Here is a 12,847-nt window from a genome sequence, read left to right on the forward strand (position 1 = left end):
TCAACACGGGTTCTTTCGGGGTCCGGCCAGCGCGCGCACCCCGCGGACGATGTCCGCCGGCGCCAGGTGGGCGTAGCCGAGCACGAGGCGTACGCAACCGTCCGCGGGCCGCTGCGTCCCGTAGTCGCGCAACAGGCGTACGGCGACCCCGTCATCGGCCGCGCGGGCGACGAACTCCTCCTCCGGACCCCAGCGTTCCGGCAGCCGGGCGATGATGTGCAGACCCGCCGCGATGCCACTCACCTCGGTGCCGGGGAAGTGCTCGGCCAGCGCCCGCGTCAGCACGTCGCGCCGCTCGCGGTAGGCGCGCTGGCAACGCCTCAGCTGGCGGTCGTAGCCCCCGCCCGTCACGAAATCGGCGAGTACCGCCTGATCGAGGGACGGATTGCCGAGGTCCATCGTCCGCTTCCGGTCGACGAGCTCGTCGGTCATCGAGGCCGGCGCGATCAGCCAGCCCAGCCGCAGGCCGGGCGCCAGCGACTTGCTCACCGAGCCCGTGTAGGCGACGTGTTCGGGGTCGAGCCCCTGAAGGGCGCCGACGGGTGCGCGGTCGTAGCGGAAGTCACCGTCGTAGTCGTCCTCCACCACCAGCCCGTCCGTCTCGCGCGCCCACTCCAGGAGACGGCTGCGACGGGCGGCGGAGTACGCCACTCCGGTCGGGAACTGATGGGCCGGGGTCGTGACCACGGCGCGCACGCCGGAGCGCACCAACGGCTCCACGGCCAGGCCCTCGTCGTCGAGCGGCACCGGGGCCGTCGCCATACCGGCGGAGGCGAAGAGCGCCGTGTGCTCGGGGCTCCCGGGGTCCTCCACACCGACCGTGCGCATGCCGCGCCCGTGCAGGACGAACCCGAGCAGCGTCGTCGCCTGCGCCACCCCGGAACAGACCACCAGCCGTTCGGGATCGGCGACCACCCCGCGCCGCCGCGTCAGCAGCGCGGCAAGGGCGATGCGCAGCTCCGGCAGGCCGCGCGGGTCCGGATAGCCGAGTGCGCGGTGCGGCAGCCGGCCGAGCACCGAGCGGTGGGCGGCCGCCCAGGCGCTGCGCGGGAAGAGGGAGAGATCCGGCGTGCCCGGCCGGAAGTCGACGCGAACACCACGGGCGCGCGGGGCGAGATCCCGCGCACCGCCCGCCGCCGCCCGCGCGGACCCGCTCACCCAGGTCCCGGCCCCACGCCCGCTGCGCAGATAGCTTTCGGCGGTCAGCTGTTCGTACGCCTCGGTCACCAGGCCGCGCGAGACACCCAGATCGGCGGCCAGCTCACGGGTGGACGGCAGCCGCGTCCCCGGTGCCAGGCGGCCGGAACGGACCGCCTCGCGCAGGGCCGACTGGAGCGCCCGGCCACGGCCACGGGCCGGAGCGGATGCCACCGGCAACAGCAACTCCCAGGCCGTGGAGACCGGTTCCCGGCCTTGGTCGTCGGCCTTTGAGCGCGCATTGGTCCCCGAAGACGTCATGAAAGTGGACCTTAAACCGGGCCGCCCGGCTCCCTAGCGTCGGTGCCATGAACGTGACCTATGTGCGCGGGGCTCTCTCGGCCGCCGTCGCCTGCCTCCTCGTCGGCGCCTCCTTCACCGCCAACAGCGTCCTTGGCGACTACCCGTACGCGGGAGGCCAGGCACTGCGCTACGGCCTCGCGGCGCTGCTTCTCCTGCCCCTGCTCCGCCGGGAGGGGGAACCGAGGCCCGTCGCCACGCTGCGCGGGCTCTCCGGCCGCCAGTGGGGGCGGCTGGCGCTGCTCGCCGCCGTCGGCATGGTCGGCTTCAACCTCGCCGTCCTGGCCGCCGAACGCTCCGCGGAACCAGCCGTTCCGGGCGTCTTCGTCGGCTGCGCGCCGATTCTCGTGGCGGTGCTCGTGCCTCTGCTCGACGGCCGCCGTCCCACTCGTGCCGTGCTGTACGCGGCTGCCCTGGTCGCAGCGGGTGCCTTTACGGTCCAGGGCTGGGGGCGTACGGACCTGGCGGGCATCCTGTGCTCCGTGGGCGCGCTCGCCGGTGAGGTGGGCTTCGCCGTCCTCGCCGTGCCGGTGCTGCGCCCGCTGGGCCCGAAGCTGCTGTCCGCGACGGTCTGCGTCATCGCCGCGGCCGAGTCGGCGGCCCTGGGCCTGGTGCTGGACGGCGGCGGCTTCCTGCGGGTGCCGACCGGGGCCGAGGCGGCGGCGCTGGTCTGGCAGGCGGCCGTGGTGACGGTCATCGGCTTCGTCTGCTGGTACATGGGGATGCAGCGCATCGGCGCCGAGCGCGCCACGCTCTTCTCCGGCCTCATCCCGGTCTCCGCCGCACTCACCGCCCCGCTGGTGGGAACCGGTTCTTACGGTGTCGCTCAGGCCGCCGGTTCCTGCCTGGTCGGGCTCGGTGTGGCGATCGGGTCGAGAGTGCTGGGACGGCGCGGCGGGGAGCGGGCGGCGGCTTCAGCGGCTGGTGTCGAGGATCACCCGGGCCACGAGAGCGGGGTCGTCGTTCATCGGGACGTGGCCGCAGCCGGGCAGACGGACGAGGCGGGCGCCGGGGATCTTGCGCTTCGCCCTGATTCCCTGGCGTCGCAGGAGGAGCCGGTCGCGGCCGCCCCAGGCGATGGTCACCGGTAGTCCGGGTATGTCGTCGGTGAACAGCACGTCGCGGCCGACGGCCAGGGTCTGGTGGAAGCCGGTCGCCTCGCGCAGCGCCAGGGTCTCGGAGACCGCCGCCTGCGGCGAACGGCGGCCGGGCCGCGCGTAGATGGTGCTGGTCAGCGCCGTGCGACCGGCCGCCGTGCGGGACAGCCGTTCGATCAGGGGCAGCGGCATCGACTCCGCGGCGAGCCGCATCGCGCGCAGCGTCCCGAACGCGTAGATCCGCTCGCGCTCGCTCCAGAACCCGGCGGGCGAGAGCGCGGTCACCGAGCGGGCGAGACCGCAACGCCCCAGCTCAAGCGCCAGCAGCCCGCCGAGCGAATTGCCCGCCACATGGGGGCGGTCCACGCCTAGCGTCTCGCAGAAGGCCCCGAGCAGCGACGCCACGGTCGCGAGATCGTACGGAACGCCGTCGGAAGCGCCGGTGAGGCGCCGAAGCCGGGCAGGTCGACGGCTGTCACATCCCGCTCCACGGCCAGGACCGACACCACCGGGTCCCATGCCTGACGGTGGTGGCCGATGCCGTGGAGTAGCAGCAACGGCTCCCCGGAACCGGTCCGTTCGTACGCCACGGACACGGTCCGGGGCCCTCGGGCTGACTCGACGCTGAACGAGACCGTGCTGGCCATGGCGGTGCTCCCGGAAGTTGCGGTCGCGACACGGAAACCGTGCCTGCAAGCGGCTTAGACATCGCGTCAACAACAATTACCGTCAGGTAGCTTCCAGTTCAAGGGGGCTGCACGCGGCGAGCCCGCGACCGTGGACCGGCTGCCGATGGGCCCACCGCTCGTCCGCCCCCGCGGCCCGCTCCTGGCCGCGCCGCCGCCCGGCCATCCGTGACGCATACCGGCCTCTGGCCTCTTTCGGCCGATTCAGTCGTTTCCGGCCAGTCGTGACGGAACTGCCCGGTATCCCCTCGCACCGGCTCCGACGTGGGGCTTTGTGCTACGCGCGGTGCGCCGGTCCGCGAACGTCCTGTGAACGCTCTGCGGCAGACCCCCCTATTCACAGCGTCACAGGCGAGGATTGGTCTTGACCAAGGGGGTGTGCCGTCCTAAGGTCTCAACGTTAAGACAGGAACCTTTAATAAATAACGTCGCGGAAAAGCCGCTGGGCGATTGCGGAGGACAGGGTGGGGACCACGCAGCTGGAAACGGTGCAGGAGCCGAAGTACTGGCACCTCAAGACCGTGCTCAGTGAGGCACTCGACTCGGACTTCGCGGTGGGGGAGATCCTTCCCAACGAGCGCGAGCTCGCCGCCCGGTTCGGCGTCGCCCGGGCCACGCTCCGGCAGGCCCTGGAGCAGCTCGAACTCGAAGGCAGACTGCACCGCCGCCGCGGCGTCGGCACCACGGTCGCCCCGCCGCGCGTGGGTGTCGCGGTCTCGACCGGCCGGCACGACTGGACCGGCGGCGAGGCCGGCGAGGCCTGGCAGTCGGTGGACTGCGAGAGCGCTCCAGCCCCGGCCGCGATCGCCGCGACGCTGAACGTGGACGGCGAGGAGCCCCTGCACATCGTGCGCCGCATCCGGCTGAGCCACGGCCAGGTGGTCGCGGCGGAGCTGCTGTACGTGCCGTCGTCCTCCGTACCGGAGCTGTCCGGCATAGACGCCCCGTCCGGCGCGGCCAGGGCCCGCAACGTCGTGCGCGAACTGCACCGGCTCGGTCTCGACGGCCAGGACCGCTCCGTCGAGCTGGGTTCCGCCCGCGCCGACGACGCCAAGGAGCTCGACCGGCTCCCCGGCGCCCCCGTCCTCGTGGTCACCACCCGCTACCTCGCCGCGGGCGGCACCGCGGCCGTGTCGGTCGCCACGTACCGCGCGGACACCTGCCGGCTCACCTTCGGCGACTCCGGCGACCTGGAGATCAGCCACTCCGCAGAGGAGCGCGTGGCCTCCTGACGGGGGCCGCCGCCGGTCCGGCCGCCACGACTGAGCCGACCCCGATCCGGCCGCCATGACTGGGCCGCCGGTCCGGCCATCAGTCAGCCCCGGAACACGCACCGCGCAGTACGCACCACCCGGCCCGTCGCACTCAGCGGCGGGCCGTGACCGTTCCCTCCACGGCGAAGAGCTCTTCCTCGACGTGGTCGAGCGCGAGCCGCAGCGCACCGGTCGCCACCGCCGCCTCGCCGAGGAGCGAGAGGGCCACCCGAGGGGGCCGCAGACAGTAGCGGGCCAGCTCACCGCGGAGCGGGTCCAGGACCCCGTCCAGACCGGCGGCCCAGCCCCCGACCACCACCAGCTCGGGATCGAGCGCCAGCGCCAGCGCCGCCACGTCGTGGACCAGGCGCTGAATGAACCGCTCGACCGCGGCCTGCGCCTGCTCGTCCCCGTGCCGCGCCTTCGCGAACACCGCGGCGACTGCGTGCTCGTCCAGCGGGTCCAGCGGGGTGTCCGTCGTCGACAGCAGGTGCTCCGGCGTCACGTCACGGCCGAGCAGGTGCAGCGCGCCGATCTCCCCGGCCGCGCCGCCGAACCCCCGGTGCAGCCGCCCCCCGATCAGGGAGCCCGCTCCGGGGCTCAGCCCCGCCAGCACGAACACGATGTCGTCGGACTCCGTGGCCGCGCCCTTCCAGTGCTCGGCGACGGCGGCCGCGTTGGCGTCGTTCTCCACGAGTACGGGGCAGCGGAAGGAACGCCTCAGCCGCTCGCCCAGGGCCAGGCCCGTCCAGTCCGGCAGCGCGGTGCCCAGCCGGACGGTGCCGTCGGCCTCCACGATGCCCGGACTGCCCACCCCCACCGCCCGCAGGCTGCTGCGGGCCACACCGGTGCGTCGCAGGACATCGGCGACCACCGCCCGTACCCGGTCGAGGCGGTCGTCGGCACCGGCCGTCTCCGACACCTCCCGGGAACCGGCGCCGATGATCCGCCCGTCCAGCCCCGACAGCAGGGCGGACACACGGTGCGGACCGATCTCGATGCCCAGCAGGTGCCCGGCCTCGGCCCGGAACCGGAACCGCCGGGCCGGACGCCCCTGGCGGCGTGCCTCGGCCCCGTCGGGAGCGGACTCGACCACCAGCCCCGCCTCGAAGAGCCCTTCCACGACGCCCTCGACCGTAGGACGGGACAGCCCGGTGATCCGGGTCAGGTCCGTGAGGGTCGAGGAGGACGCGCCCCGGAGGGCATGCAGTACCACCGCGGAATTGATCCGACGCAACAGCGACGGGTCCCCACCGGTCAGCCGGCCCACGGTGTGTCCTCCCAGCTCGTGCGCATGTCAGGCGGATCGTACTCGCTGCTCAGGGGTAGGGCGACCGTGGGCGGCGATGCCGTTCGGAAAGGCCGCGATCAGCCGGGAGAGACGAACCCGGACTCGTAGGCGGCGATCACCGCCTGCGTGCGGTCACGCGCGCCCAACTTCGCCGGCACGGCGCTGACATGAGTCTTCACCGTCTCCATCCCCACCACGAGCTTGTCGGCGATCTCGGCGTTGGTCGGGCCCCGGGCCATCAACCGGAGCGCGGCGGCCTCACGCTCGGTGAGCGAAGCCCGCTTCAACACCTCGCGCGCCTTGTTCGTGCCGTATTCGGCCGCGAGCTGCCGGACCGCCGCCGACAGAAGGATGCGATACCCCTCCCACGACACCGGTCCCGGCACCAGGTCCGGCGGCCCGGTCACCTCCTCGTCGACCTTCGCGCCGCACCCCCGCGCCGGACCCGCCTGCACCACGGCCACGGTGATCATCTCCCCGCGGCTCACCACCACGGCTGACAACATCACGACGGGAACGGGCGCCAGGACGGTAGCCCACCAACAGCGAACAGGGATCACTGATCTGTCGGGCAACGGGTGACAGCGCTCGAAACCCAGCCGCCCGCCCGCCCGGCCGGTGGCGTGGCGGTCTTCGCCCTCATGGACATCGATGCGGACGTGTGGAACGAGCAGATGGCCAAGGGCTACGACGAGTCATCCCGCGCACATGTAAGCGCCCGAAGTGCTGGTCCCTACGGTTTCGTTCATCGAGTCCCGAGCCGGGACCGGTACCCGGCTCGGGAGTTCGCGGTCGGGCCCCGGGGGCCGCTTCGTCATCGAGGGGTCCGTACCCGAACCGCAGCGCCTGCCGCCTGGCGAGACCGCGCGGCCCTTGCACTCCTCTCACCGCCATGTCTGGCCCTGCGAACTCGACTTGATGGCGCAGCTCGTCGGCCTGGCCCCGTCCGAGCGGTGGGTGGACTGGAAGGAAGAGCCCTTCACCTCGGCCGGCAGGTCGCACATTTCCGGGTGGCAGAAACCGCTCCACGGCCCCGTCTCCCGTTGATGGGCGGGCCCTTGCACACCCCTCGCGCCAAGGAACGAGGTGGCTGAAACCATCTCAAAGTGCGGAGCGAAGCTCCGATTGTCAGTGGGGAGAGGTTTACTGACGGCATGACCACCGCACATCACCTCCGCCTCATCGACGGGATGCGCGCCCGAGAGTTTCCCGCGGAACGCGTCCGGTCGGGTTCGGGAGTCAGCGGGCCCGGCTTCCACACGGCGTTCCTGCACGCGGACGACGACGCCTGGGAAGACGACGAAGCCGGCCGGCTGGAGCGCCGCGCTCAGTGTCTCGCGGACCACGAAGCGCTGGTCACGCTGCTCGGCAGCCGCTGGGGTGAGCCGCAGACGATCAGCCTGTGGAGTGCCCTGGAGCGGATGATGTCCGGCGAGGAGATACCCGACCCGTGGGCCGACACCGTGGCGGGGTGCGAGTACCTGCGGCTGTGGCGCACGGAGGAGGGGCGCTGGGTCGCGCTGGCGCTCTACGTGGAGGACGAGGGCTCCGGGTGCGAGCTGAGCGTGGTCGTGACGGAGATCGACCCGCCCTGACGGCCCGGACTACGCGGTGCCGTCCTCGTCCACGGCCGTCCGCAGGCGTTTGTACTCCTCGGCCATGGTCTGAGCGGTCCAGTGGGCGTTGAGGCCGCTGGGGTTGGGCAGTGCCCATACGCGGGCCCCGCCGATCGTCCGCTCCTGGGGGCCGATGAGGGCCCGGCGGTCGCCGAATGCCGTGCGGTAGGCGGTGATGCCGACCACGGCCAGCCACCGTGGCCGCAGCCGCTCGATCTTGGAGGTCAGGATCTGTCCTCCGGCCCGGAATTCCTCGGCGGACAGTTCGTCGGCCCGGGCCGTGGCCCTGGCGACGACGTTGGTGATGCCCAGCCCGTACTGGAGCAGCTCGGCCTGGTCGGCGGGGCGCAACTGCCGGGGTGTGAAACCCGAGAGGTGGAGCACGGGCCAGAAGCGGTTTCCGGGGAAGGCGAAGTGGTGGCCCGTGGCGCCTGTCGTCAGGCTCGGGTTGATCCCGCAGAACAGCACGCGCAGACCGCCCGCGACCACGTCGGGAACAACGCGGTCACGGGCGGCCTGAAGCTCCTCGGGCGTCATCGGCCGGAAGGCAGGGTCGCCGCGGTCAGAGGATCGAGCCAGGGGTGTATCCGGCGGCCTCCGGGTGCTGCTTGGTGATCTCCTCGATCCGGGAGACGAGCGCGGTCACCTGGTCGCCCGCCGCACCGGTGAAGGAGAGCTTGTCCGCCATCAACTCGTCCAGCTGGGAGCGGTCCAGCGGGATGCGCCCGTCGGCCGCGAGCTTGTCCAGCAGCTCGTTGCGCTCCGTGCCCTGCTCACGCATGGCGAGGGCGGAGGCGACGGCGTTCTCCTTGATGGCCTCGTGGGCGACCTCGCGGCCGACGCCCGCACGCACCGCGCCCATCAGGACCTTGGTCGTGGCGAGGAAGGGGAGGTAGCGGTCCAGCTCGCGGGCCACGACGGCGGGGAAGGCGCCGAATTCGTCGAGCACCGTCAGGAACGTCTCGACCAGCCCGTCGAACGCGAAGAACGCGTCCGGCAGGGCCACTCGGCGGACCACCGAGCAGGAGACGTCGCCCTCGTTCCACTGGTCGCCCGCCAGCTCTCCGGTCATCGACGCGTAGCCGCGCAGGATCACCATGAGGCCGTTGACGCGCTCGCAGGAGCGGGTGTTCATCTTGTGGGGCATCGCGGACGAGCCGACCTGGCCCGGCTTGAAGCCCTCGGTCACCAGCTCGTGGCCGGCCATCAGCCGGATGGTCTTCGCCACCGAGGAGGGCGCCGCCGCCAGCTGGACCAGGGCGGTCACCACGTCGTAGTCGAGCGAGCGGGGGTAGACCTGACCGACCGAGGTGAACGCCTGCGCGAAGCCGAGGTGCCCGGCGATGCGCTGTTCGAGCTCGGCCAGCTTCCCGGCGTCGCCGCCCAGCAGGTCGAGCATGTCCTGCGCCGTGCCGACGGGGCCCTTGATACCGCGCAGCGGGTAGCGCTCCAGCAGGTCGTCGAGCCGGCCGTAGGCCACCAGCAGCTCGTCGGCCGCGGTCGCGAAGCGCTTGCCGAGGGTCGTGGCCTGGGCGGCGACGTTGTGGGAGCGTCCGGCCACGACCAGCTCGCGGTACTCGGCCGCCAGCTTGCCGAGCCGGGCCAGGACGGCCACCGTACGGTCGCGCATCAGCTCCAGGGAAAGCCGGATCTGGAGCTGCTCGACGTTCTCGGTGAGGTCGCGGGAGGTCATGCCCTTGTGGACGTGCTCATGGCCGGCGAGGGCGTTGAACTCCTCGATCCGGGCCTTCACGTCGTGCCGGGTGACCTTCTCGCGCTCGGCGATCGAGGCCAGGTCGACCTGGTCGAGGACGCGCTCGTAATCGGCGAGGGCGGCGTCGGGCACCTCGATCCCGAGGTCCTTCTGGGCGCGCAGCACCGCCAGCCACAGCTGACGTTCCAGCTTCACCTTCTGCTCGGGGGACCAGAGGACGGCCAGCTCCGTGGAGGCGTAGCGGCCGGCCAGGACATTGGGGATGCGAGGCTTCGCAGACACAGCAGTCACGTGTCCAGATTCTACTGGCGGTTCGTGCAGCTCAGCGCCGCGGTCCGGTTTGTGGATTGCTACGAACGCGGCGGGTCCGACGCATGCTGCTCGCCGGTGTCCACACGGCGCCAGGAAGCCAACGGAGCCGAGGCGCCGTCCTCCTCGGGAGTGACCCAGAAGGCCCGGCCCAGCTCCGCGCTGAACTGGGCGCCCGTCCGGCCGTCGCCCGACGAGCGTCCCGTCAGACGCCTCCCGATCCACGGCAGCAGGTGCCGGCGGGCGAAGCGAACATCGTCCACGCGCCGGGTCGCCCAGCGCGGCGGCACCGCGGCGGGCAGTACGGCCTGCCAGTCGCTCTCCGGCGGCAGCCCCAGCGCCTGCCAGACCGCCTCGGCCACCCTGCGGTGCCCCTCCGCGGTCAGATGCAGCCGGTCGACGTCCCACAGGCGGGGGTCACCCAGCGACGGCGCACCGTAGAGATCGACCACTGCCGCGTCGTGCCGGGCGGCCAGCTCGTCGACCAGGGCGAAAAGCTCCTCCATGCGCGGCCGGAACCGCTCCATCACCGGGCCGTTGCGGCCGGGGCTGCGCATCAGCACCAGCTTCTTGCACGAAGGCGCCAGGCGCTCCACCGCCTCCTCCAGCCGCCCGCGCACCATGCCCATGTCGCACTTGGGGCGCAGGGTGTCGTTGAGGCCGCCGACCAGCGTCACCACATCGGCCTGCATGGCCGCCGCCACGTCCACCTGCTCGTCCACGATCTGGCCGATGAGCTTGCCGCGCACCGCGAGATTGGCGTACCGGAAGCCGGGCGTGCGGGCGGCGAGCCGGGAGGCGAGCACATCGGCCCAGCCCCGGTACGAACCGTCGGGCAGCAGGTCCGACATGCCTTCGGTGAACGAGTCGCCGACCGCGACAAGACTGGTGTAGGTGGCATTGATTTCCATGGCGACGCGATCGTATCGCGGTGGCCGTCCGGCCCTGCCGCGGGAGCGGTGGCTCCGGGCGCGGGGCCCGGAGCCACCGGGGATCAGCGGGTCTGGGGGCGGCCCACCAGTTCCCGCAGGACGTCCTCCATCGTCACCATGCCCGCCAGCCGGCCGTCCTCGTCGAGCACCGCCGCCAGGTGCGTACGGCTGCGCCGCATCGCGGTCAGCGCGTCGTCGAGCGGAGTGGCCGCCCTGACCCGGGCGATCGGCCGCATCGAGCTGACCGGGAACGGCATGTCACGCGGGATGACATCGAGGGCGTCCTTCACGTGGAGGTATCCGAGGATGCGCTGCTCGGCGTCCATCACGGGGAAGCGCGAGAACCCCGTCTCGTACGAGAGCCGCTCCAGCTCCTCGGGTGTCGCCCCGACCCGGATGTACATCACCCGGTCCACCGGCAGCACCACGTCCCGTACCGGCCGTCGGCCCAGTTCCAGCGCATGGTGCAGCCGCTCGGCCGCCCGGTCGTCGATCAGACCGGTGTCGCCGGCGTCCTTCACCAGCCGGGCCAGCTCGTCGTCCGAGAAGGTGGCCGACACCTCGTCCTTCGTCTCCACCCGCAGGATCTTCAGCAGCGCGTTGGCGAAGGCGTTGATCGCGAAGATCACCGGGCGCAGCGTCCGGGCCAGCGTCACCAGCGGCGGCCCGAGCAGCAGGGCGGTCCGTACCGGCTCGGCCAGCGCGATGTTCTTGGGCACCATTTCGCCCAGCAGCATGTGCAGATAGGTCGCCACCGACAGCGCGATCACGAACGAGATCGGATGGACCAGCCCGTGCGCCACCCCCACCGCGTCGAAGACGGGCTCCAGCAGATGCGCGATGGCGGGCTCGGCGACGATACCGAGCACCAGCGTGCACAGGGTGATGCCGAGCTGCGCCGCCGCGAGCAGCGCCGAGACGTGTTCGAGGCCCCAGATGACGCTGCGCGCCCGCCGGTCCCCCTCTTCGGCCTGCGGCTCGATCTGGCTGCGGCGTACGGAGATGAGGGCGAATTCCGCGCCGACGAAGAAGGCGTTCACGACGAGTGTCAGCAGACCGATGAAGAGCTGTACGACGGTCATCGCTCACCCTCCGACGACTCGTGGGAGCCGGTCACCGGTGCGTGCAGCAGCGCCCGCGCGGCGCGGCGCCCGGAGGCGTCCACCACGTCGAGCCGCCAGCCGGCCAGCTCGATGGAGTCGCCCACGACGGGGATGCGGCCCACCTCCGTCGCGATCAGGCCGGCGAGGGTCTCGTAGGGGCCGTCCGGCACTCTCAGCCCGATCCTCTTCAGCTGGTCGGTGCGGGCGGCGCCGTCGGCCGACCACAGGACGCGTCCGTCGGCGTCCTCACCGGCCGGCGCCAGGTCCGGCGTCTCGTGCGGGTCGTGCTCGTCCCGCACCTCCCCGACGACCTCCTCGACGATGTCCTCCAGCGTGACGACGCCCGCCGTGCCGCCGTACTCGTCGATGACGACCGCCATGGCGAGCTTGCCGGACAGCCGGTCGAGCAGCCGGTCCACGGTCAGGGTCTCCGGTACGAGCACCGGTTCGCGCAGCATCTCGGAGACCCGTTTGCGGGGCCGCTGCTCGGCGGGGATCGCCAGGACGTCCTTGATGTGGGCGACGCCGACCACGGTGTCGAGGCTGCCCCGGTACACGGGGAAGCGGGAAAGCCCGGTGGCCCGTGTCGCGTTGGCGACGTCCTCGGCGGTCGCGTCGACCTCCAGCGCGGTGACCTGGACCCGTGGGGTCATCACGTTCTCCGCGGTGAGTTCCGGCAGGTTGAGGGTACGGACGAACAGCTCGGCGGTGTCCGCCTCCAGGGCGCCCTGCTTGGCGGAGTGCCTGGCCAGCGCCACCAGCTCCTGCGGACTGCGCGCGGTCGCCAGCTCTTCGGCGGGTTCGAACCCGAAACGGCGCACGATCCGGTTGGCCGTGTTGTTGAGATGGCTGATGAAGGGCCGGAACACCGCCGTGAAGGCCCGCTGCGGGGTGGCGACGGTCTTCGCCACCGCGAGCGGTGAGGAGATGGCCCAGTTCTTGGGGACCAGCTCACCGACCACCATCAGGAACACGGTGGACAGGGCCGTACCGATGACGAGCGCCACGGACGACGCGACACCCGGCGACAGGCCGACGGCCTCGACCGGTCCCCGGATCAGCTTCGCGATGGACGGTTCGGAGAGCATGCCGACGACCAGGTTGGTGACCGTGATGCCGAGCTGGGCCCCGGACAGCTGGAAGGTGAGGCTGCGGGCGGCCTTCATGGCGCTCGCCGCACCGCGCTCGCCCTGTTCGACCGCTCTCTCCAGCTGCCCGCGCTCGACCGTGGTCAGGGAGAACTCCGCCGCGACGAAGGCGCCACAGGCGAGGGAGAGCAGTACCGCAACGAACAGCAGAAGCACTTCGGTCATCGGTTCACCTCCGTCCCATGATCGGGCAGGGACTGG

General features: G+C 71.9%; 9 protein-coding genes and 3 pseudogenes. 3 read left to right on the top strand and 9 right to left on the bottom strand.

Features of this window, described 5'->3' with window-relative positions:
- Complete coding sequence (locus tag E6P78_RS22825) at positions 1-1,458, bottom strand: PLP-dependent aminotransferase family protein (protein WP_240799329.1); 1,458 nt, start codon at positions 1,456-1,458, stop codon at positions 1-3.
- Between the two features lie 47 nt (positions 1,459-1,505).
- Here E6P78_RS22825 and E6P78_RS22830 point away from each other — a divergent pair.
- A pseudogene (locus tag E6P78_RS22830) lies at positions 1,506-2,354 on the top strand (DMT family transporter); the annotation flags it as partial.
- A 57-nt stretch (positions 2,355-2,411) separates the two neighbouring features.
- Here the strand turns inward: E6P78_RS22830 and E6P78_RS22835 are convergent.
- A pseudogene (locus tag E6P78_RS22835) lies at positions 2,412-3,241 on the bottom strand (alpha/beta fold hydrolase).
- Positions 3,242-3,744: 503 nt separating this feature from the next.
- On the opposite strand from E6P78_RS22835, the gene E6P78_RS22840 reads away from it, so the two are divergent.
- Positions 3,745-4,512 carry a GntR family transcriptional regulator gene (locus E6P78_RS22840; protein ID WP_136205503.1) on the top strand — a complete coding sequence of 256 codons (768 nt, stop codon included), beginning with the start codon at positions 3,745-3,747 and terminating at the stop codon, positions 4,510-4,512.
- A gap of 133 nt (positions 4,513-4,645) precedes the next feature.
- On the opposite strand, the gene E6P78_RS22845 is transcribed toward E6P78_RS22840, so the two are convergent.
- Together E6P78_RS22845 and E6P78_RS22850 are read right to left on the bottom strand one after the other, a co-directional pair.
- On the bottom strand, positions 4,646-5,803 hold the full coding sequence (locus E6P78_RS22845) for an ROK family protein (protein ID WP_136205504.1): 1,158 nt from the start codon (positions 5,801-5,803) through the stop codon (positions 4,646-4,648).
- Between the two features lie 98 nt (positions 5,804-5,901).
- Positions 5,902-6,189: pseudogene (locus E6P78_RS22850) on the bottom strand (LuxR C-terminal-related transcriptional regulator); the annotation flags it as partial.
- A gap of 789 nt (positions 6,190-6,978) precedes the next feature.
- On the opposite strand from E6P78_RS22850, the gene E6P78_RS22860 reads away from it, so the two are divergent.
- On the top strand, positions 6,979-7,419 hold the full coding sequence (locus E6P78_RS22860; RefSeq protein WP_136205505.1) for a hypothetical protein: 441 nt from the start codon (positions 6,979-6,981) through the stop codon (positions 7,417-7,419).
- A 9-nt stretch (positions 7,420-7,428) separates the two neighbouring features.
- Here the strand turns inward: E6P78_RS22860 and mug are convergent, their stop codons facing one another.
- The 5 genes from mug to E6P78_RS22885 form a co-directional block, all read right to left on the bottom strand.
- Entirely contained in the window at positions 7,429-7,977 is a 549-nt protein-coding gene (mug, locus tag E6P78_RS22865; RefSeq protein WP_136205506.1) for a G/U mismatch-specific DNA glycosylase, read from the bottom strand.
- 25 nt (positions 7,978-8,002) lie between these two features.
- The gene (purB, locus tag E6P78_RS22870) at positions 8,003-9,445 is read right to left on the bottom strand and encodes an adenylosuccinate lyase (RefSeq protein ID WP_206307885.1); all 1,443 of its coding nucleotides are present in this window, start codon (positions 9,443-9,445) and stop codon (positions 8,003-8,005) included.
- 59 nt (positions 9,446-9,504) lie between these two features.
- Positions 9,505-10,374, bottom strand: coding sequence for an SGNH/GDSL hydrolase family protein (locus tag E6P78_RS22875; protein ID WP_136205507.1), 870 nt, complete (start codon positions 10,372-10,374; stop codon positions 9,505-9,507).
- An 83-nt stretch (positions 10,375-10,457) separates the two neighbouring features.
- Positions 10,458-11,477, bottom strand: a complete 1,020-nt coding sequence (locus E6P78_RS22880) for a hemolysin family protein (RefSeq protein ID WP_136205508.1) — start codon at positions 11,475-11,477, stop codon at positions 10,458-10,460.
- Positions 11,474-12,811: a hemolysin family protein gene (locus E6P78_RS22885; protein WP_136205509.1), complete on the bottom strand. Its 1,338-nt coding sequence runs from the start codon at positions 12,809-12,811 to the stop codon at positions 11,474-11,476. Before E6P78_RS22885 ends, E6P78_RS22880 begins: the two co-directional genes overlap by 4 nt.
- Positions 12,812-12,847 lie beyond the last annotated feature (36 nt).

Source organism: Streptomyces sp. A0958, assembly GCF_004795035.1.
Lineage (GTDB): Bacteria > Actinomycetota > Actinomycetes > Streptomycetales > Streptomycetaceae > Streptomyces.

What these genes read in the sequence shown, in the direction of transcription:
- E6P78_RS22825 (WP_240799329.1), bottom strand. Translation starts at nt 1,458, where the DNA reads ATGACGTCTTCGGGGACCAATGCGCGCTCAAAGGCCGACGACCAAGGC.
- E6P78_RS22860 (WP_136205505.1), top strand. Translation starts at nt 6,979, where the DNA reads ATGACCACCGCACATCACCTCCGCCTCATCGACGGGATGCGCGCCCGA.
- mug (WP_136205506.1), bottom strand. Translation starts at nt 7,977, where the DNA reads ATGACGCCCGAGGAGCTTCAGGCCGCCCGTGACCGCGTTGTTCCCGAC.
- E6P78_RS22875 (WP_136205507.1), bottom strand. Translation starts at nt 10,374, where the DNA reads ATGGAAATCAATGCCACCTACACCAGTCTTGTCGCGGTCGGCGACTCG.
- E6P78_RS22880 (WP_136205508.1), bottom strand. Translation starts at nt 11,477, where the DNA reads ATGACCGTCGTACAGCTCTTCATCGGTCTGCTGACACTCGTCGTGAAC.
- E6P78_RS22885 (WP_136205509.1), bottom strand. Translation starts at nt 12,811, where the DNA reads ATGACCGAAGTGCTTCTGCTGTTCGTTGCGGTACTGCTCTCCCTCGCC.